General features: G+C 46.7%; 14 protein-coding genes. 6 read left to right on the forward strand and 8 right to left on the reverse strand.

Annotation, left to right across the window (positions count from 1 at the left end):
* Nucleotides 1-11: 11 nt before the first annotated feature.
* The 7 genes from TOL_RS05240 to TOL_RS05270 all read right to left on the reverse strand — a co-directional run bounded on the left by TOL_RS05240 (nucleotide 12) and on the right by TOL_RS05270 (nucleotide 9084).
* The gene (locus TOL_RS05240) at nucleotides 12-1124 is read right to left on the reverse strand and encodes a DUF11 domain-containing protein (RefSeq protein WP_015486255.1); all 1113 of its coding nucleotides are present in this window, start codon (nucleotides 1122-1124) and stop codon (nucleotides 12-14) included.
* 19 nt (nucleotides 1125-1143) lie between these two features.
* Nucleotides 1144-1602 (reverse strand): DUF11 domain-containing protein, encoded by a 459-nt coding sequence (locus TOL_RS18205; RefSeq protein WP_015486256.1) that lies wholly within the window; start codon nucleotides 1600-1602, stop codon nucleotides 1144-1146.
* Nucleotides 1603-1616: 14 nt separating this feature from the next.
* Entirely contained in the window at nucleotides 1617-2615 is a 999-nt protein-coding gene (locus tag TOL_RS05250; protein ID WP_015486257.1) for a hypothetical protein, read from the reverse strand.
* Between the two features lie 10 nt (nucleotides 2616-2625).
* The gene (locus tag TOL_RS05255) at nucleotides 2626-3063 is read right to left on the reverse strand and encodes a hypothetical protein (RefSeq protein ID WP_015486258.1); all 438 of its coding nucleotides are present in this window, start codon (nucleotides 3061-3063) and stop codon (nucleotides 2626-2628) included.
* A 134-nt stretch (nucleotides 3064-3197) separates the two neighbouring features.
* The gene (locus TOL_RS05260; protein WP_015486259.1) at nucleotides 3198-5993 is read right to left on the reverse strand and encodes a beta strand repeat-containing protein; all 2796 of its coding nucleotides are present in this window, start codon (nucleotides 5991-5993) and stop codon (nucleotides 3198-3200) included.
* Nucleotides 5994-6011: 18 nt separating this feature from the next.
* Nucleotides 6012-7262, reverse strand: coding sequence for a DUF11 domain-containing protein (locus TOL_RS05265; RefSeq protein WP_144055332.1), 1251 nt, complete (start codon nucleotides 7260-7262; stop codon nucleotides 6012-6014).
* A gap of 703 nt (nucleotides 7263-7965) precedes the next feature.
* Nucleotides 7966-9084, reverse strand: a complete 1119-nt coding sequence (locus TOL_RS05270; RefSeq protein ID WP_015486261.1) for a DcaP family trimeric outer membrane transporter — start codon at nucleotides 9082-9084, stop codon at nucleotides 7966-7968.
* A gap of 363 nt (nucleotides 9085-9447) precedes the next feature.
* Between TOL_RS05270 and acs the strand changes: the two genes are divergently transcribed.
* Complete coding sequence (acs, locus tag TOL_RS05275; RefSeq protein ID WP_015486263.1) at nucleotides 9448-11397, forward strand: acetate--CoA ligase; 1950 nt, start codon at nucleotides 9448-9450, stop codon at nucleotides 11395-11397.
* A 120-nt stretch (nucleotides 11398-11517) separates the two neighbouring features.
* Nucleotides 11518-12207, forward strand: a complete 690-nt coding sequence (locus TOL_RS05280) for a response regulator transcription factor (RefSeq protein ID WP_015486264.1) — start codon at nucleotides 11518-11520, stop codon at nucleotides 12205-12207.
* A 48-nt stretch (nucleotides 12208-12255) separates the two neighbouring features.
* On the opposite strand, the gene TOL_RS05285 is transcribed toward TOL_RS05280, so the two are convergent.
* Nucleotides 12256-15702, reverse strand: a complete 3447-nt coding sequence (locus tag TOL_RS05285; RefSeq protein WP_015486265.1) for a PAS domain-containing hybrid sensor histidine kinase/response regulator — start codon at nucleotides 15700-15702, stop codon at nucleotides 12256-12258.
* Between the two features lie 248 nt (nucleotides 15703-15950).
* Here TOL_RS05285 and TOL_RS05290 point away from each other — a divergent pair, with 248 nt between their 5' ends.
* Genes TOL_RS05290 through TOL_RS05305 form a run of 4 tightly spaced genes read left to right on the forward strand, consistent with a single transcriptional unit; the run spans nucleotide 15951 to nucleotide 20355 of the window.
* Nucleotides 15951-16307 (forward strand): DUF485 domain-containing protein, encoded by a 357-nt coding sequence (locus tag TOL_RS05290; protein WP_015486266.1) that lies wholly within the window; start codon nucleotides 15951-15953, stop codon nucleotides 16305-16307.
* The gene (locus TOL_RS05295; RefSeq protein ID WP_051052379.1) at nucleotides 16304-17884 is read left to right on the forward strand and encodes a sodium:solute symporter family transporter; all 1581 of its coding nucleotides are present in this window, start codon (nucleotides 16304-16306) and stop codon (nucleotides 17882-17884) included. The genes TOL_RS05290 and TOL_RS05295 overlap by 4 nt, the downstream gene beginning before the upstream one ends.
* A gap of 51 nt (nucleotides 17885-17935) precedes the next feature.
* Nucleotides 17936-19735, forward strand: coding sequence for a DUF294 nucleotidyltransferase-like domain-containing protein (locus TOL_RS05300; RefSeq protein ID WP_015486268.1), 1800 nt, complete (start codon nucleotides 17936-17938; stop codon nucleotides 19733-19735).
* Nucleotides 19732-20355, forward strand: coding sequence for a 3'-5' exonuclease (locus tag TOL_RS05305; RefSeq protein ID WP_015486269.1), 624 nt, complete (start codon nucleotides 19732-19734; stop codon nucleotides 20353-20355). The genes TOL_RS05300 and TOL_RS05305 overlap by 4 nt, the downstream gene beginning before the upstream one ends.
* Nucleotides 20356-20385: the final 30 nt, after the last annotated feature.

Below are 20385 nucleotides of genomic sequence, written 5' to 3' on the forward strand. Positions count from 1 at the left end.
TGTCAGTTTCTTCAGTTAATAGTTACTTGAAAAACAATCACGTTGGCTTCTTCCGCGGCTACTTCGCCTAGGTTGGCCGTGATTACGCCACTGCTTTCCGTAACGTTTGCGGCATCGGCGGCTGCCGGTGTTGCAAGGTCGTCGTAGCTAACTAACAGAGAGTCTGCAACGTAGGTAGTGTCAGTCGGCAATGTATCGGTAATGATGACATTGGTTGCTGATGCACTACCTGTGTTTACGATGCGAATGGTGTACTTAACCACAGCGCCAGGGATGGCTTTAGGGTTGGTCGTGCCATTAATCGGATCAGAGATAACAACCGATGTTTTCGTTAAGTTATCAATTCCGCCGTCACTGTTTAGGTTAGGGAATGCCAATTTTAAAACGTCGCTTAACACTTCTGAGTTGTCAGCATCCGCAGGGGTTGCACCGTTGGCATAAACCACTTCAATGGTGGTCGCGCCGTTAGCGATTGCTGCATCGTCTGTGCTGCCGTTGCTTGGATCGTTGTCGTCCGTATCTAGGTTGTAGGTTGTTCCATTAATAGTGGAAGCAACGCCATTAACCGTTAGATCTGTGATCGCAACGTCACCATCAACACCGGTGATATTTTCTTTTGGTAAAACAACGAAAATAGTGACTGAATCGTCCGCAGGGATTTCATCTGTCACTGTGATCGCCGTGTCGCCGGCATCAAGTTGACCGTCACCATTAACATCAACGTAATAGGTATAGGTACCCGTTAGGTCGATGGTATCGGTATAGTCATTGCCGTTGGCGTTTACCGTTGTTCCGGTTGCGTTTGCTGCTGCAACGGCAAACGACGTCGGCGCGTTACCAGTGTTGTTTACCACGAAAGCTGCAACGATAACGTTGTCAGTTTCTAATGATGTTTGGTTTGCATCAGTATTTAAACGTGCCAAATCAAAGTCGACTTTAATATCGACATTGAATTTATCTTCAGCAGTGACCGCAGTTTGGTCTATGCCGTTGATTTGGTAGTTAAGGGTTGCAGTGTTGGTAACTTCCGTACCTGCAGCAGTACCTGCTGCATGTACGTTGACTGCCAATCCGCTTAACGTCCCCAGTAATACTGGGGCAATCAGTTTTGAATATTTATTCATAAGTAGCTCCCACTAGGTATTAATTAACGCGAACCTTAAACTCAACCGAACCACTTTTTCCGGCAGCAACTGCTTGCTGTAGGACCCAACGGATTTGGTTGATATCTTGGGCTCGAGCTGGGCGTAATTGCCCATCCTCATCCACTTTCAAATCTTGCATACGAGCGAACAGCTCACCGTCTACCGAGTAGGTGATGGTTGCAGCTTGACCGTTTGCACTATTTGCCACGTACGTGGTGTTTTCGGGCACAGGGTTATTAATCACTACGCCACTAACGGCTTCACTGCCTGTGTTGGTGTAAGTGATCCGGTAGCCGATTTTATCGCCAGGGGCGATGGTTCCAGCATCCTGCCATTCTTCCACAACACTGCCATCGGCTTGAGTCACAGGTGCAACCAGAAACACTTCCGTGTTCAAGTTAACCTGAGCAAAAACGGATAACGGCAGTAGTAACAGCAAAGTCGTTAATAAGCGCATGTTGTGCCTCTTTATTATTTGATTTCAGCTTGTAACTGGATCACATAAGACGTGCCGCTAGTGACAGTACCGAGTGTTACGGTGACTGCACCTGCTGTTACATTGCTATTATCTGTAACATCGTCAGCATCTGTCTGTGCTGCAGCGTCCAACGTTAGGGTACCCGCAACGTAGGTCATGTTGGTTGGGATAGCATCAGTGATAACTAGGTTATCAACGTCACCACCAACAACTTCAACATCGATTTGGTACGTTACGACAGTGCCTGGAACGTCAGTTGTGCCACCGAATGGATCAACGCGACCTGCGATTGTTTTCGATATATTAACGGTAGCGGTCGTTGGTTCTGCACCAATAGTGAAGGTTGCTGAAGCAGTATCCGTTACGTTGTTACCGACTACGGCGTCGCTAACACCAGTGCCTTCGCCGACTAACAAATCACCCGGTGCAGCAGTCGATGCTCCTGGAGTATCAGAGGTCGCTTCCAATTGAATTTTGGCGGTATCACCAATGGTGGTTGCGCCAGCAGGAATATCAACCACCACAAAAATAGTCTTTGCTGGGTTAGATGAATTCGCATCTAAGTTGATAGAGCTACCCGACGTTAGCAATTGATCGCCAGCACTGAATACGCCATCACCGTCGGTATCAACGTAAACTTTGATATTTTCTGCGTCGAATTGGTCGCCTGCCAAGTTAGTAGCATCGAGTGCAAATGCTTCACTACCGTTACCCGTGTTAGTGACGGTATAAGTCAGGACTTGTGCGGTATCGCCTGCATTAGTCGTTACTGGGGTAACGTTTTCTGCGGTTACGTTAACGCTGATCAGTTCTAATACTGTTAATTCAGCCGCATCACTGGTCGTTACGCCTGTTGTACCGGTCGCTGGATCATCAAAGGTCGCAACGGCGGTGTTAGTGATTTTAGTACCGGCTGGTGTGCCGATCGCCCATGTGGCCGAAGCCGATATAATCCCTGCGAATAGCAAGGCGCCTTTTACGATGGTCTTCATGGAATGCTCCTTATTGGACCTTTACTTTATAAATGAGAGTGAATTGCGGCGAGCCGCCTCCAACACTGCCTGGCATAGTGCCTTTCGGAGTAATACGTATGTCCGTTACTAACGGATCAAATCCATCGGCATCGGGATTAGGTATATAGGTAAAACTGGTACCGCCGTTATTGGAGAAATCAATGTCATCGGTAGCAGAATCTAAACTGGTAAATGTTAAAGTAAGAGTCGACGCCGGTGTCCCATCAGCTAATTCAATAGGACTACCATTAGCGAAATTACCCACAAATAACGGAGTATTTGCGGCGAGGTGATCAATTAACTGAATGCTATCGGGATCACTTTCGCCTTCACCTTGATTGATGATATTTAATTGATATGCGACCTCTGCACCTGGAATCGCTTTTGGGTTAGTGCTGCCATTTAACGGGTCGGATAATACGTTCATGGTTTTTGTCAGAATTAATTCTGGCGGTAAACGCAAGCTGATCGTTTGGGTGCGATTATGGAATACCGTACCTTCGAAGCCTTCGTTGGCTTCTACAGTAATGGTCCACTCGCCACCATTAGCAGTCGTTGGTACTAAATATGGGTATTCGTAGGTATTAAATATGGGTATTCGTAGGTATTAATTGCACCGCTACTGGCCACAGGAGAGAGGGTTGCTTCAGATATCGGCAGGTCGCCAGTGGTGTTCGCAACGGTAAGTAATGCGCCGTTAATGTCGTAGTAACCGAACGGATCAGATACCTGACTACGGAAATAAATTTGCTGGCCGCGATCAATACTTGTTAGTTCATTTCCAGCAGGGTATGGCGCATCAAATACAGAAATGGAATTAACGTTAATGACTGTATTAGAAGTTAGTAGTACGGCGGCAGGGGTACCGCTATGCGACGAATAAACATTCAAGTTGCGATAAGTTGGAAACGCTTGGGAGCCGCCGTTACGTGATTGGCTGATAACGAGTTCAAGTAAATCACCGGCTTCCAAGGTAACGGGATTGCTAATCGCCAAATCGAATTGGAAACTACGAATCGTATCTTGCCCCGAATTATTACCAGCACCGATTAAATCAATGGCTTGAGACGCGGACGCAATATTTGTAGTAGCCCCTGAACGCTTTCTACGCAGGGTAGCAGTGACTGTATGATTGAATGTGTTATTTACAAACGTTCCGCTAGTCGCTGAGTTTTGTAGAAATAGCTGAACTGGAATAGAGGAGTTGTAATTCAGACTCACCGATGTTTGTAAGGCCGGGCTGATAGCCCACGTATTACTCTGATCATCATTAATGGTGACAAAGTTTTCTTCCGTGCTTGCGATACGTGTAAGCGAACTATCGCTATGCAAATATAAAGGCTTATTACCTGATCCATCGATAACATTATTCACCGTCAGTGTCGGCGACGAAAATGTATAGCTTTGGCCGTTGTTGCCCGCGACTGCTGTGTTGGTAACGCTGTTACCGTTCTGAGCACCGCTAGACAAGATGGCTTCAATAACGACTGTCACGCTACTCGCGGCACTAATACTGATATTGTCGATTTGAACGAGGCCACTGCTATTGCTTCCTGCCGGTGCAATCTCACTGTTGTTGATACTTCCTGCAGGGATGGTTACTAACGTGTAGCTGCTAATCAACGCGGGCATATTGTCAGTTAACGACAAGTTGGTTGCATTGAAGTTGCTGCTGTTTTTCAAAGTGATGGTATAGCGCAGGGTATCGCCAGGCTCCAGTAACCCACCATTCAGATCGGTAACCGTTTTGGTACTTGTCGACAAATTAGCGTCTTGCAGAATAACCGCTAGGTCATCGCTGTTGTCGCTACTATCGTTATCGAAGTTGCTGCCGCTTAACGTTGCCGAGCCAACGGTGGTTGCTTGAGTTGTATTTGTAGTGCCAATTTGTATAGCCAGCGGAGTAGAGGAAGCACCGTTATTGATACTTTGTGCATAAGTACAAACCACTTCAGTCAGTGTGGAAGTACAAGTCCAGTCCGTGCCACTAGCGCTAATAAATGTAGCGCCATCATTGAGGGGAATACGAATTTCGCTACCAATAGGTGCTGTTGATGGACCATCGTTGCGCGCAGTAAATGAATAATTAATGTTGGCGCCACGAGATACTTTCGCTGGCGCCGTGGTAAGCAGATGCAAATCAGATACTAATTCGTTGGGAACACTGATGATCTCAGCGGTCAAAAATACTTTGTCTTGACCAGATGAATAAGTAGTAGAGACTGATGTTGCGCCGGGAGTTAGATAGCTGCCAATTTGGTATGTGTCGATATCAACGCCACTGGTAGCAGCCGCAACTGTATTAGAGTAGGAGTTGAACTGATTACCAGCTGGGTTATTGGCGTCGGTTAAGCTGTTGCCTTCAAATATTAATGCTTCACTGAACCCGCCGGTGCTTTGTGAGTTACCCGCATCACCTTCCCAAGTAATGTGAGCATGCTGACCACCTAAAGTCGCAGCATTCTGTGCAATAACAAAATTATTAGGCGATAGGGTAATCGAACTGCCGGTGAAACTTTTGAAACCGTCATATAAATTCACAACGCGCAAAGGCTCTGACGCGTTTTCATAAATAGCGAGTATCGACCAGCCACCGTATACGACAGCGTTATTACAATAAGTACTGCTAGTATCGAAGGTGAGACCTGTAACTGTATAAGTGCCGCCAGTAGCGCTAATGCGGCTAGTAATATCCGCGCGTGCACTATAAAAGGTCTGGTTACCTGACGATTCATTATAGGTGTAGCCTGCGGTAACTGCGGAGCCATTCAAGTTGACCGAGTTATCCGTTGAACCTGAGCCAGACCAATACAAATAAGCCGCTTTGATGGTGCTACCAGACGGAATGGTCAAGCTCGCACTTGAGCTTGTGAGTGCGTTACATTCGTTGCTGCTTGAACGCATTGAGTTGCCGGTTAATTTAAACGACAAATTTCCAGCCAAGCTTGAACGTAATACGATTTCCCCGTTGGATGCAGTGCTAGCCACAGACACGGTTGGCGCCGTAATCGTATAGGTGGTTGTGCTGTTACCAATAATTGCGCTGTTAGTTATATTGGTCCCTTGGGCCGCAGAACTTGAAACAATAGCGTCAATGACGACTTCTTCTGTCCCTTGAGCCGCAATCATTAAGTTATCAATAATGACGACACCCGCACTATTGGTGCCAGTCGGTGCTGCAGTACTGTTATTAATACTGTCGACAGGTTGACGAACAACCTCGAAACTACTGATAGCTGCCGGCATATTGTCGGTTAAACGGATGCCTTCAGCATTGAAGTCGCTTGTATTATTGATATCAATTGTAAAGCGCAGCTTATCCCCTGGCTGAACAGTGCCACCGTTGACGTCCAACACACTCTTTACTGAGGTCGATCAATTAGGATCAGCAAGCGTTACGGCCATGCTGACACTATTGTCACCCTCATTGTTATCGAAGTTAGAGCCTGCAGCCACGGCCGTTCCTGAAATGGTGTTGGTCGTAGCATTGCTGGTGCCAACAACAAGAGTCAGCGCTGGTGCGGTTACGTTGTCGGTAAGTGCTTTGTTGTATGTACAAAGCACTTGGCTGCTGGTGTTGGTGCATGACCAATCAGTTCCCGTGGCACTGATAAAGGTAACGCCATTATTTAATGGAATCGTTAACGTTGTACCAGTAGGTTCGTCAATCGGACCGTCGTTCTTCACTGAAAATTGGTAGCTAATATTGCTGCCGCGAGCAACCGCTGTCGTTGGGGCGGTAACCGTTAGTGAAAGATCGCTGACCGGTTCATTGGGAATACTGATAATTTCAGCCGAAAGGAAAACTTGGTCTTGGCCCGAGGAATACGTCGTCGCAACCGAACGAGATCCTGCCGTTAAAAAACTGCCAATGTTATAGATGTCGAGATCAACCCCAGAAGTCGTGGCGCCAACAGCATTAGAGTATGAGTTAAATTGGTTACCACTTGGGTTGTTCGTACTGGTTAAACTGGTTCCGTTGAAAACTAACGACTCGCTAATACCGTTACGAGAATCAGAGTTGCCAGAATCACCTTCCCAAGTGATGTGAGCGTGCTTGCCGCCAAGAGACGCAGGGTTTGGGGCTACCACGAAGTTATTTGGTGTCAGGGTAATTGAACTGCCCCAGTAAACGCGGAAACCATCAAATAGATTAACGACTCGCAATGGCTCAGAGTTATTTTCGTATACCGCTAATAGAGCCCAACCACCATAAGCCCCTTCAGTCGAGCAATAGGCGTCTGCCGTGCTAAAGGTCAAACCGGTTACTGTATAAGTAGATGTCGAGGCGGAGATACGACCCGTGACGTCGGCTTTGGCGCTGTAATAGGTTTCGTTGTTACCCGTTTCGGTATAACTAACGGCTGCACTAACGGATGCACCATTTAAACTAACGCTCGTATCGGGCGAGCCAGACCCTGACCAGTAAAGATAAGCCGCTTTTAAGGTACTACCGGTTGGAATCGTCAGTGTTGCACTTGAGCTGGTAAGTACTCCGCAGCCGTTGGTGCCGCTGCGCATGGTGTTACCGGTCAAGGCGAAAGATAAATTACCAGCAAAGCTTTTGCGCAGAACGATATCTTGGGCGTAAGAGATTGGTGCGACTAAAAAGCACAATAACAGCACAAGCCCAGAGCAAAATCCGTTTTTAGGCAGGTTGTTTAGCATGTTTAAAATTTTGGAATTCCGTGTTTTCAAAAAATTAACCTGAACTTTTATCGAAAAAAAAAGTCGCGCCATGTTCATGGCTGGAGATCATAGGGTTTGTAACATCTCGCGTCAATTTACAGCCAATATGTAGCCAAAGTTTTCCATCATGTGGTAAGCGCTTGATTTAGCGATGAATATTCGATATTCGCCGCTTGTATTGATAAAACTACTTTATATCTGTTTATTGATCGTTTTTGAGCGATAAAAGAGGGCATAGGTCACATGAAAACATGGAATATCGGACCTAAAGTGACAAAAATTGTCACTATGTAAATCTTGTGCAAGCGGCGGTATATCTTGGCTATTTTCTTCATTTCACTACCTATGTGTAACGATTGGTTTCCAACGCGGTGAAAGAGTAACTGTCTGTCACCTTATATATACGCTGTAAACATCTTGTTAGATGCGCATAGTGCAATGATTTTTAGCTGGAGCAGGGTGCCCTTAAAAGATTGCAGCAATGTGAATGTATGATTTTTTTGATTAGCGTGACATTTTGGTCTCAACAGAGGGCTTTGGTTTAGAGGGTGCTATCAGTGGGGTATCAGTTAACAGACTAGAGTAGATACAAAAAAACCGGTTATTGAACCGGTTTTTTCAAGGTAGCCTCTATTACTGCTTAGAAGCTATATTTTGCCGATACTTGCAGACGAGACATATCGCCATTGGCACCATTATCGATTTCACGCGTTGCCATACTGTACTCAACGCCGTAAGTGATAGGTTCGACAGGGTTGTACATCAAGTTTACGCGCACGCTAGAGATGTCGGTGGTTGATGTTGTTGGGGCAGCGCTATCGTAATCGGCCGTCAGCATGGAGTACATAGCAGTAGAGCGCAGTTTGCTGGTCCAGTGATGGCGATAAGCGATGAAAGCGGCGGTGGTTTTACTGGCTTTCAAATCTCCGTTCACCAAATTGGCATCGGTAACCGCGCCTAGGCCAACATAACGGCCAACACCGGTACCGCTAGTGAGGCTGAGTTTGAGGTCGTCGCCGCCGATCATTATTTTACCAGAAACATTGATACCAAAGCCCATTGCTGTGGTGCTATCAACATTGTTTACCGCATCTTCGTACGACAGTTGGCGCACCAAAGCGGCTACTGCAAAATTGCTATTGCCAGACTTTATATTATAGCGAGCAACAAAATCAGGCAGCATGCCATCATCGCTTACGGCACCATCAACGGTGGTTTCTGGGTTCTCAATGGCTAGATCAAAATCGCCCATCGTGTAGCGGAATTGAGTTTGGCGAACGAATACGGAGGATTCACTTGGCCCTAAGAAATCGACGGTTTCTGGTAGTGCTCCAGTATTCATAAAGGTCGTCCACGTCTGACCAGCGGTCAGGCCATCGTACTTGAAGAAGGCATGACGTAGTCGTGGATTGTATGAGTTAGATACAACCTCGGTGCCACCTGGGCTGGAGAGAAAGTCCATCTCAATAAATCCGGTGACAGTTTCGCCGTCTTCAAGGGTAGTGACTGTTTTCATATTCAGGCGAGTTGATTTGGCACTGTAATCTAGATCCGCGCCTTCATCTTGACCGCCCACTGGGATGGTCGATGGAACATAGAAATCACGGCCAATGTTTGCTGGCGCTATATCACCATCAGAATAGGTGCTTAGCATGGCATCCATTTTAATGAAGCCGCCGAAGCTGAACTCGGTATTGGCAGCGTTGACCGCCATTGGCAGTGCCGCAGTGGCCAGTAAAACCATAGGTAATTTGCGCATGCTTGTTCTCCTAATTTTTGTATTGTGCAGAGCCACTATGGTGCACAAATTCTGTGCAATGAAATTAGCCAAAGGTCGAAGCACTCATCCTGACTGAGCAAATACTTTAGTTCTGGTTAGGTGAAACACCTGTTCAGTTTGCTGGAATCGAACCAAAGTGACGATGAATCGCCCCTAATGACAGTACTTTCCTGACTTTGTAGTATTCTCTGACTAGTAACTCACTGCGCGATCTCTATTTGGGTTGAATAGACCATTGTCTAATTCAGCCTTGGTCCTAGTGCGACCAATATGGAGGTAGAACATTAAACGACGTCAGCTGTCGAGCTGGTTGAGCGTGATACGAATGACGGGAGAACAATAATGAGTGACGACAAGATTTATGAGGTTAAGCCTGAGTTTGCCAACTCAGCTTGGATCGACAACGACAAGTATTTGCAGATGTATCAGCAATCGGTCATTAATCCTGATGGCTTCTGGCGCGAGGAAGCCAGTAAGCGTATTGATTGGATTAAACCTTTCACCAAAGTGCGTAACGTTTCTTTCGATGATCACAAAGTCGATATCCGTTGGTTTGAAGACGGTACGCTCAACGCCTCTGCTAACTGTCTAGATCGCCATCTTGAAACACGCGCCGATCAAACCGCCATTATTTGGGAGGGTGACGACCCGAGTGATAGTAAAAACATCACCTATCGCGAATTGCATGAGCAAGTATCGCGCTTTGCCAACGCGCTACGCGGGCAGGGCGTACGTAAGGGCGATGTTGTTTGTATTTATATGCCGATGATTCCTGAAGCTGCCGTTGCAATGTTGGCGTGTACTCGTATTGGGGCTATCCATTCGGTGGTATTTGGTGGTTTTTCACCAGATGCATTAGCGGGTCGTATTGAAGACAGTAATTCAAAAATTGTGATTACCGCTGATGAAGGCGTACGTGCAGGTAAAAAAGTTGCGCTGAAGGCCAATGTCGATGAAGCATTGACGCATCCAGCGATCAAATCATTAGAAAAAGTGATTGTGGTAAAACGCACTGGCGGCCCAGTGGCTTGGCATGCTGCGCGCGATGTTTGGTATGAAGACTTAATGGCGTTGGCATCCCCTAATTGTCCGCCAGAAGAAATGAATGCCGAAGACCCGCTCTTTATTTTGTATACGTCAGGCTCCACCGGTAAACCAAAGGGTGTATTGCACACGACGGGCGGTTACATGGTTTGGGCGTCTATTACCCATCAGTACGTATTTGATTACCATGATGGTGATGTCTACTGGTGTACCGCGGATGTTGGCTGGGTAACCGGCCACACTTATCTGCTTTATGGGCCATTGGCGAATGGTGGTATTACCTTGATGTCGGAAGGTGTGCCGAATTATCCAAGCATTAATCGAATTTCGCAGATTATTGATAAACACCAAGTGAACATTCTCTATACCGCGCCGACCGCGATTCGTTCACTGATGGCGGAAGGTACGGCTGCGGTCGAGAACACTAGTCGTAAGAGCCTGCGTCTGTTGGGTTCGGTTGGTGAACCGATCAATCCAGAAGCTTGGGAATGGTATTACCGCACAATGGGCGACGAGCGTTGCCCTGTGGTGGATACTTGGTGGCAAACCGAAACCGGTGGCATCATGATTACGCCGCTGCCGGGCGCTACGGCTGCTAAACCAGGCTCGGCAACTCGCCCATTCTTTGGTGTGCAGCCTGCGTTAGTGGATAGCGGCGGTATGATTCTAGATGGCGCTACTGACGGTAACTTAGTGATTGTTGATAGTTGGCCTGGCCAAGCACGCAGTGTTTATGGCGACCACGAACGCTTTGTTCAGACCTATTTTTCGACCTTTCGTGGTATGTACTTTACCGGTGACGGAGCCCGCCGTGATGCGGATGGCTACTATTGGATTACGGGTCGCGTAGACGATGTGATTAACGTATCTGGCCACCGCATGGGCACTGCAGAAGTTGAGAGTTCGTTAGTGGCGCATCCTAAGGTTGCTGAGGCCGCTGTGGTGGGTTACCCCCACGATATCAAAGGCCAAGGCATTTATGTGTATGTCACATTAAATTCCGGCGAAGAAGCTAGCGATGAATTGGTGAAAGAATTGCGTAACTGGGTGCGTGCTGAAATTGGCCCAGTGGCGACACCTGATTTAATTCAGATTACACCTGGATTACCGAAAACGCGTTCAGGCAAAATCATGCGTCGAATTTTGCGCAAAATTGCAGCCAACGAACATGACGCGCTGGGTGACATTTCAACGCTGGCAGATCCTGCTGTTGTTGAAACTTTGATTGAAGAGCGGCTAAACCGTTAAGGTTTGGTTACTAACGCCGTCGAGCTTGCTCGGCGGCTTTAGTGTTTCTAGACTAAAGTAATAGCAGACAGTAAGACACAACAATAACAAGGCGATGGAACAGCCAAACAGGAGGCAGTGATGCAACTGGCCCAAAAAATTATTATTGCGGATGACCATCCGTTATTTCGCACCGCTATGCAGCAAGCTGTAAAACAGTTGTTGCCCGATGTGTTGATTGAGCAGGCAGAATCGCTACCCGAGTTACAGCACTTAATCGAACTGCATAAAGATGCAGATTTGGTGCTGCTGGATTTGCAAATGCCCGGTGCCCACGGTTACTCAGGGCTAGTGTATATGCGTTCCCATTATCCTGAAATACCTGTCATTGTCGTTTCGGCTTGTGAAGATCCAGCGATTATGTGTCAGGCCATTGACCACGAAGCCGCTGGTTATATTGCTAAGTCTTCGTCACTTGATGAGATTTCTCGGGCAATTGGTTTGGTATTGCAAGGTGATATTTATTTACCTGAGAAAGCACGCCGTCATCAGCATCACCCGAATCCATTAGCGATGGACTTAGCGGTGCGTTTGGCGACGTTAACTCCGCAGCAATTCCGTGTGTTAACTATGATGGCTGACGGTATGCTGAATAAGCAGATTGCTTATGATTTAGAAGTTAGTGAAGCGACCATTAAAGCTCATGTGACTGCTATTTTTCGCAAGCTTGGTGTGCGTACTCGTACGCAAGCAGTTATTGCCGTACAAAGTTTAGATATCGAAAAACCAGAAGGACGTATAGCGGCATCGTCATCACACGTTGATGCTTAATTCGCTTTATTCAATGATTTCTGTCGTTTTCCAAGCACGCTTGCTGAGTTAACTCAGTAAGCGTCGCATCAAGGCTCGTAATGCCGCTGGGCGAACGGGCTTGCTTAAAAAATAGAACCCTAATGCCTTCGCTTGATCGGCTATTTCTGGACGAGGATCGGCAGTAATCAAAATTCCAGGAATGTCCGGGTTATTCATTTTTGCACGTATGCCCATCATGACATCTAGCCCTGTTGATTCGTGGTCGAGCTGATAATCTGCCAGCATAATTCGTGGTTCGAATGGGATATTTTGTGCTTCCGTTTCGTTTTGACATGCATGTAAATCGCATTCCCAGCTGCTGAGTAGAGCAGTCATACCCGCTAATACAGCCTCGTCGTTATCAATACAAAAGGTTGGTATGCCACTAAAGTTGCCGGTGTTATTCAGTACGATATCGCTTTTATCAACTTTTTGTTCTTGAGCTGGAGTTAGAGGTAATTCAATGCGGAAACAGGTGCCGCGTCCCACTCGGGATGACACGCTGACTGAATGCTCCATTCTACGCGACATACGATCAACAATAGCGAGTCCTAGCCCCAGACCTTTAGTGTCTTGGCGTCCTTGATTGAGGCGTTTAAATTCGCCGAATATTTCAATTAATTTGTCTTGTGGTATGCCAAGACCAGTATCCCAAACCTCTAATAAAAGATGCTCTCCACGTACTCTACAGCCTAATAAGATGCCACCCTTGTTGGTATAGCGCACAGCATTGCTTAAGAAGTTCTGAATGATTCTGCGCAGCCAATGCGCGTCACTAATCACCCAATGCTTGCATTCGCGCACATGCAGCTTTAAGCCTTGATCGGCAGCAAGCGCAGTGAACTCATCGCGTAATGGCCGTAATACCGCGGCTAAGCTTATCGGCTTTAAGTTCGGCTCCATTGCCCCTGAATCGAGCTTTGATATTTCAACCAGCAATGACAGAACGTCCTCGGCAGATTGTAAAGCACCCTCTAAATGCTTTAGTAGACCTTGCTGTTCGGTCGTTAAACGTTGCTGCGACAGCGTCGATGCAAACAGCTTTGCGGCATTTAATGGCTGCATTAAATCGTGGCCTGTCGCCGCTAAGAAACGCGTTTTGCTTTGGTTTGCATCAATTAATTGTGAGGTCAGATCGTCTAATTCTTGCGTTCGTTTTTCAACCCGTCTTTCTAAGGTTATGTTGGTTTCACGCAACGCCTGCTCTGCTTTTCGATGAGCTGTTATATCGGTAAAACTGGTAACGAAACCGCCATCAGGCATGGGGTGGCCTTGCATAGAAACGACGATGCCGTGGGGCAGAGAACGTTCAAAATGATGTGCGGATAATGTTTTTAAGTAATCCATACGTCGCTTAACTTGATCGGTTACTGCGCCTTCGCCACAAAAGCCGCGCATGGCGTTATAGGCGATGACTTCTTTGATGGGTTTTCCAATTTGAATAAAGCCTTTCGGGTATTCAAATAATTCTAAGTAGCGGCGATTCCAAGCGACTAAATTAAGGTTACGGTCAATGACACTGACCCCTTGATGGAGGTTTTCTAATGCAGCCTGTAATTGTTCACGGCTGAGTGTAAATGCCTGACTTGCTTCACTGGCTAAGAAAGCCAAATCGCGAATTTGAATTTGCTCTCCGCCTAGTAGGGTCGAAAAAATAACCCGCGCCGATGATGAGCCAACAACGGACGCTAGTAGCTCTTCAGCATCGTGTAAGAGATCATCAGATGCCATGGCATGGTCGTACTGAATACCATGACGAGCTTGATATAAGGTGAAGAAACCATCGGTTTTTTGATACCCCAAAATGCGTTCAAGTACCACGCGTACATCATCGACTTTGCAATTAAACGATGATGTATGTTTGCGTTGATTGGAGCTGCGTACGCTGGTGAAATCACTAGCAAGCATACGTTCGCGAACGGATGCGTTAGTGACCACCGAGAAAAAGACAAATAGAGTGCAATTGACTAGTAAACTTAAAATTACGGTAAAACTGAAGTCGTCCATGTCGAAGCCAAACATATTGTTAGGCACGATAGAGTCGATTCCGCTAGGTGCGAATAGCTGTTGACTCAGTACCGGCCAAAGCAACATTTGGAACCAAATAAAAGTACCGCCAAGTAAGCCCGCGACTGCGCCTTGACGATTGGCTCCTTGCCATATCAAGCCGCCAAATAGAGCTGGCGCAAATTGTGCGATGGCAGCGAACGACAATAAGCCTATTGCGGCGAGAGATTCAAACTCCCCGGCGATTCGATAAAATAAATACGAAACCCCGATTAGTCCGATAATAACAACACGACGCACGGTTAGAACTAATCGCTGCACACCTGCTGGTTGCTGATTTTCTTGTTGTTGCCCATGGCGAAAGAAGGCGGGTAATACCAGTTCATTCGATACCATGGTACTGACGGCAATCGTGGCGACAATGATCATGCCGGTAGCGGCACTGCCGCCGCCGATAAAGGCAATAATCGCGAGTGCATCTTGGCCCATAGAAACGGGCAAACTGAGCACATAGGTATCCGGTGAAAAGCCTAAATCTTGCATAAATAAATGCCCCGTTAACGCAATCGGGGCAACAAATAACATCATGATGGCTAAATACAGCGGGAATAACCAACGCGCCGTTTGAATATGGTTGGTGTTTTCGTTTTCGACAACGGCGACTTGAAACTGCCGTGGTAAACACACAATGGCAAAACCGGCGAGCACGCTTTGTAAGATAAAGGACACTGAGACCATATTGCTTTGTAGTAGCGGATGATCGCTGGCCGTTTCTCGAGTTAATTTCAATATCTCTTCAGGGCTCTCGAATACCGAGGTCATAACCCAAATGCCAACCCCAACAAAGGCCAGTAATTTGACCAGAGACTCAAATGCCACCGCTAAAATCATGCCCGGATGTTGCTCACTGGCGTCGATATCGCGAGTACCAAATATAATGACGAATAGAGCCATGACGACGCTGATGTAGAAACCAGTGTCTTGCCAGATAGAGCCAGGAATACCGTAATCCAGCCCTAAAGGCTGGGTGAGTAACTCAAACGTCGTGGAAATTGCTTTTAGCTGCAGCGCGATATAAGGAACGACCCCCATAACGGCAACGAGTGTGACTATGACGGCGAGGGTGTGATCGCGACCGTAGCGCGTGGCAATAAAGTCGGCAATTGAGGTTAGACGTTTTTCTTTGGTGATACGCACAATGCGTTCGAGTAGATTCCAAAAAAGCAGTAGAAATACGATGGGCCCGACGTAAATCGCTAAAAAAATCCAACCGCTGGATGCCGCTTGCCCAACCGCTCCATAGAAGGTCCATGATGTGCAATACACGGCCAGTGATAAGCTATAAACCAAGCCACTGCCATGTAAGGGTTTACCTTGATGGGCGCGCCGGTCGCCGTACCAAGCAATCACAAAGAGCACGGCAATATAACAAATGGAGATTGTAATTAGCTGACTAACGGGAATCATGTCGATCCTTAATGAATATGCATAAGATGGAGTGACGCATCGGCAGCATATTAACTTGTTCTTTTTATTGTCTTTCTTATGCCTCTGAGATTACCACGCGAGCTCGCGTTGTGTCCGTACAGGCCTAACTCATATTAGACGAAAGTTGTAGATGGTGCTCTGTAGCGCTGATGTTATAAGGTCTGCGACTATGGTCGATCTGGGGTATGGCAATACTTTCGATACACTGAAGACACGGAGGTGGTGGAATGCAAACAGTGGAAAGTGAATCGAGCAGCTTGATTAGCCAACATCCCGACTATGCAGCTTGGGTTGCGGGGCAACGTCTATATCGTCGGCGCATGGCGGCGGTACTGGGTGGCAGCTATGCTGTATTTCTTCTCAGTGTCGTATTTTTACCCTGTATATTACTAACGCCTGTGAGTGTCAGTAACCCTACCCCTTGGCTAGTGCCCTTTGCTGCATTTTTTATATTGTTGCAGTTCTTGCTTACCGGTATATACGTCAAGCATGCCAATACGGTGGGGGACGAAGAGCATGAACGCATGCGTTCTGAGTGTTTGCGCCTTAATAACGCCAGTAAATCTGCCGCGGTGAAGTCATGAAGTGGCTGCTCAGTTTTTTAGTTTTATCGTCAACCGCACAGGTCTTTGCTGACGATAGTCGTGCGGCTATTTTGACCGCGCCTGATCCTCGCTATTTTGTTTTTTTCTTAATCCCGTTGGGAGTCTTATTGTTGTGGAGCGGTCGCCGAATTCGTACTGCAGCAGAATTTTATGCCTCTGGTCGCGATAACGGTGGTATTCGTAATGGCTTAGCGATTACCGGCGATTATTTGTCGGCTGCTTCGTTTTTAGGTATTGCCGGAATGATTGCCTTGAGTGGTTATCATGGTTTGCTGTATGCCGTCGGTTTTTTCGCAGGTTGGCCTCTGATTTTAGTCTTATTCGCTGAACGTTTAAGACGTCTTGGGCGTTTCACTCTTACCGATATTTTGGCGGTGAGATTGCAGCGCTCAGCCGTTGCTCGCGTCGCAATGGCTGCGAGTGTGCCGGTTGTGGTGTTGTATTTAGCTGCTCAATTAGTAGCTGCAGGGCATCTGGCTGCGTATTTATTTTCGTTGCCATACATTGGCAGCGTAGTCGTTATTGGCATATTAACTGCGCTATTAGGTATCGCTGGTGGCTTGTTATTTTCCACTCGCGCTCAAGTAGTTAAAGCCGTTGTCATGTTATTGACGACACTGTTGTTGGTGGTTATGGGGTTACTGCAAGCGGATGTAGATATCACCACGTTATTTGCCAGTGATCATAAGCAACAGCCTTTGCTTTTAGCCACGTCGGCATTGCAAGAACAAGGCGCTTTATCGCAACTGAGTCTAGGCGTCGCTTTGCTTTTTGGTACAGCAGGGCTGCCTCACGTATTAACGCGGTTTTTTTCTGTTGCTGATCCTCGTCGCGCCAGAATGTCGGTATTTTATGCTACCGGATTTATTGGTGGATTCTATTTACTGACGTTTGTTGTTGGTTATGCCGCCTTACGTTTATTGGATTTACATCCAGAAATGAACATATCGGTGGCGAATAACGGTGGGAATTTAGTCGCATTACAATTGGCGTTAGGAGTAGGAGGTCCGATCTTAACTGGCCTTTTGGCTGCAGTGCTATTTGTGGTACTCATATCGGTGATGACCGCATTGCTCCTCTCGGGGGCATCGGCTATTTCACACGACTGGTATGCGGTAACGGTCAATCCAGGTCGAAGTTATTATAAACAGCGATTTATTCACAGTAGCTCTGTGGTTGGTCTGATATTGTTCGCCACTTTAGTCGCCATACTGATGCGTGGGCAAAATGTTGCTTATATTGTCGGTTTGGCCTTCGCCATCGCCGCCAGTGTGAGTTTTCCTTTGTTAACCTTAGCCTTGTATTGGAAGGGGTTGACGACAAGAGGCGCTGTAATAGGGGGCGGGTTAAGTTTGTCTTTGGTTTTACTGTGTATTGTTTTTGGCCCAGCGATTTGGGTCGATGGATTTGGTTTTAGTGAGCCAATCTTTGCTTGGTCGAACCCTGCCTTGCTATCGGTCACGATTGGCTTTGTGGCTATCGTGTATTTTTCACTTAGTGACCGTTCTGAATTAGGTGCTCATGAGCGCCAGCAGGAATTTTCACAGCTTGATTAATCGCTTTAACAAAGCACCATTGCTGTCATAAATGATCGCTTAGGGAAAAATATGAGTATTCAAATCAATCTAGATCAACCTCCATTTAGCTTCTTAGCTGAAGAGCAACTGCAATGGTTGATCAGCCGTTTGGATTTAGTATTTTTCCCAACAGGTGCTGCAATTTTAGATATTGGTCAGGCTTCTCCCGGTTTATTCATTGTATATAAAGGTATCGTCGAAGAAACCGATGACGACGGACAAGTATTTTCTCAGTACGGTAAAGAAGACTTGTTTGATGTTCGAGCAATACTTGAATCTGCCTGTAAGCATCGCTATGTCGCGGTGGAAGAAACTCTCTGTTATTTATTGAAGACAGCTGATTTCGTTCAGTTACTAAATACTTCTAGTGATTTTTCAATTTATTTTAAAACGGACTTAGGTACTCAGCAATCACTGGTTGAACAACAGGATGGCGATGTATCAGAGTTTATTTTATCGCGTATTGATAGCGATACTATGCGCGCTCCAGTCTATGTTACCGGTCAAACCAGTCTTGCTCGTGTCGCCGCGATGATGGATGAACAAAAATACGATGCAGTCTTAGTCAAAACGACTGAGGGGGTCGGAATTGTCACCGGTACGGATTTATTGCGCGCAGTGCTGCTCGGCGATTCTGATCGTAACGACAAAGTGGGGGATATCGCTCAATTTGGTTTAATTACCGTGGAACAGGGCGATTTTCTGTTCAACGCTTTAATCAAAATGACGCAGCACCATATTGAACGTGTGGTGGTGATGCACGATGACGTGATAGTTGGCACCCTTGAATTGATGGACATGCTGAGCGCATTTTCGACCCATTCTCATGTGATTGCTATGCGCATAGAGCAAGCAAAGAACGTTCAAGATTTGGTTGTGGCGGCCGGACGACTCGATGTTTTGATTCGCAGTTTGTCGGGGCAGGGGGTAAAAATCATCGCTATCATGTCGTTGATTACAACCTTGAATCGGCGGTTAATACAACGTGCTTTTGAATTAGTCGTGCCGGAGCGATTGCAATCACGCTTTTGTATTCTGGTATTGGGTAGTGAAGGCCGTGGCGAGCAAATTTTAAAGACAGATCAAGACAATGCTGTGATTTTAAAGGACGACCACGATCGCGAAGCTGTGATGCCGATACTGCATAAACTTCATCAAATATTGTTGGATTTTGGTTATCCACCTTGTCCTGGCGGCGTTATGTTTATTAACGACGCATGGATCCATACCGTTGAAGGTTGGCAGCAGCGAGTAGGACGATGGCTGCAAGCATCTACACCTGAGCCGATGATGAATATGGCTATTTTTATTGATGCAGAAGTAGTGTGCGGCAACCCTGATCTATTTCGCGGGCTTAAGTCGCATTGGCAAACGCCGGCATTGCGTTCGAGCGTCACATCCGCTTGGTTCGCTCGTCCCGCATTGCAGTTTGAAACACCACTAACCTTGCTGGGTAAAATTCGCGAAGATCACGGCACGATTGATATTAAAAAAGGGGGGATTTTTCCTCTCGTACATGGTGTGCGAGCGCTAGCTTTTGAATACGGAATTTCGGATACCGGTACATTGGATCGTATTGATCGGCTTTTAGCTTTAAATGTATTGGATGCTGAAGTCGCCCAAGGGCTTAAAGATGCACTGATCTTATTTTTACGTATTCGTCTACGTCAGCAGCTTGAACGAGAGGTCGAGAATCCGGGCCTCACCCAGAAGTTGCAGCTTGCGACACTACGCAGTGTCGACCGCAGTTTATTGCGTCATGGTTTGCATCGAGTGAAAAAATTCAAACAGCTATTAGTGAGTCATTATCACTTGGAAAACTTCGGATGATCCCACATTGGCTGCGGCGCAGAATGCCTTGGTATTCGCCACCACCTGCGCGTTGGTCGATCATGGAGGAGCCGTACAAGGGCGACGAAATAGTCGTGCTCGACTGCGAGACCAGTATGTTCGATCGCAAGAAGGGCGAGTTGCTAAGTGTTGCTGCCGTGGTCGTTAAGGGTCAGCATATTCAGTTGTCGGATGCCTTAGATCTAACGATTAACTCCAATGCGATTACCGACCCTAATGCTGTCAAAGTTCATTATCTGCGCCGCGAGGATCGACTGAATGGTGTCGCGGCAGCAGAAGCTATTGAGAAGTTATTGGATTTTATTGGGAATCGTCCAATTTGCGGTTTTTATATCGAATACGATAGGGCAATACTTAACCGATATATTCGGGAGCTATATCATTTTCAACTACCCAATCGATTTATCGAGGTATCGGAACTCTATGTTCGTCAGAAACGGCGCTATATTCCTGAGCTGGCGTTAGATCTCACCTTTGAAGGACTTGCGAAAGACTTAAATGTGCCTGTTATCGACCGTCATACGGCGCTGGGTGACGTTATATCTACGGCGTTAATGTGGATAAAGTTGACCAAATTTAACACCAAACGTGATCCTTAGTACGCTTGATTTAGTTCCGTCTCACTTTGC

The organism is Thalassolituus oleivorans MIL-1 (genome assembly GCF_000355675.1).
GTDB classification, from domain to species: Bacteria; Pseudomonadota; Gammaproteobacteria; order Pseudomonadales; family Oceanobacteraceae; genus Thalassolituus; species Thalassolituus oleivorans.

Coding starts and splice junctions, on each gene's coding strand:
- TOL_RS05255 (WP_015486258.1), bottom strand. CDS start 3,063: ATGAACGTATTATCCGACCCGTTAAATGGCAGCACTAACCCAAAAGCG.
- TOL_RS05270 (WP_015486261.1), bottom strand. CDS start 9,084: ATGCGCAAATTACCTATGGTTTTACTGGCCACTGCGGCACTGCCAATG.
- TOL_RS05305 (WP_015486269.1), top strand. CDS start 19,732: ATGATCCCACATTGGCTGCGGCGCAGAATGCCTTGGTATTCGCCACCA.
- TOL_RS18205 (WP_015486256.1), bottom strand. CDS start 1,602: ATGCGCTTATTAACGACTTTGCTGTTACTACTGCCGTTATCCGTTTTT.
- TOL_RS05240 (WP_015486255.1), bottom strand. CDS start 1,124: ATGAATAAATATTCAAAACTGATTGCCCCAGTATTACTGGGGACGTTA.
- acs (WP_015486263.1), top strand. CDS start 9,448: ATGAGTGACGACAAGATTTATGAGGTTAAGCCTGAGTTTGCCAACTCA.
- TOL_RS05280 (WP_015486264.1), top strand. CDS start 11,518: ATGCAACTGGCCCAAAAAATTATTATTGCGGATGACCATCCGTTATTT.
- TOL_RS05290 (WP_015486266.1), top strand. CDS start 15,951: ATGCAAACAGTGGAAAGTGAATCGAGCAGCTTGATTAGCCAACATCCC.
- TOL_RS05295 (WP_051052379.1), top strand. CDS start 16,304: ATGAAGTGGCTGCTCAGTTTTTTAGTTTTATCGTCAACCGCACAGGTC.
- TOL_RS05285 (WP_015486265.1), bottom strand. CDS start 15,702: ATGATTCCCGTTAGTCAGCTAATTACAATCTCCATTTGTTATATTGCC.
- TOL_RS05250 (WP_015486257.1), bottom strand. CDS start 2,615: ATGAAGACCATCGTAAAAGGCGCCTTGCTATTCGCAGGGATTATATCG.
- TOL_RS05300 (WP_015486268.1), top strand. CDS start 17,936: ATGAGTATTCAAATCAATCTAGATCAACCTCCATTTAGCTTCTTAGCT.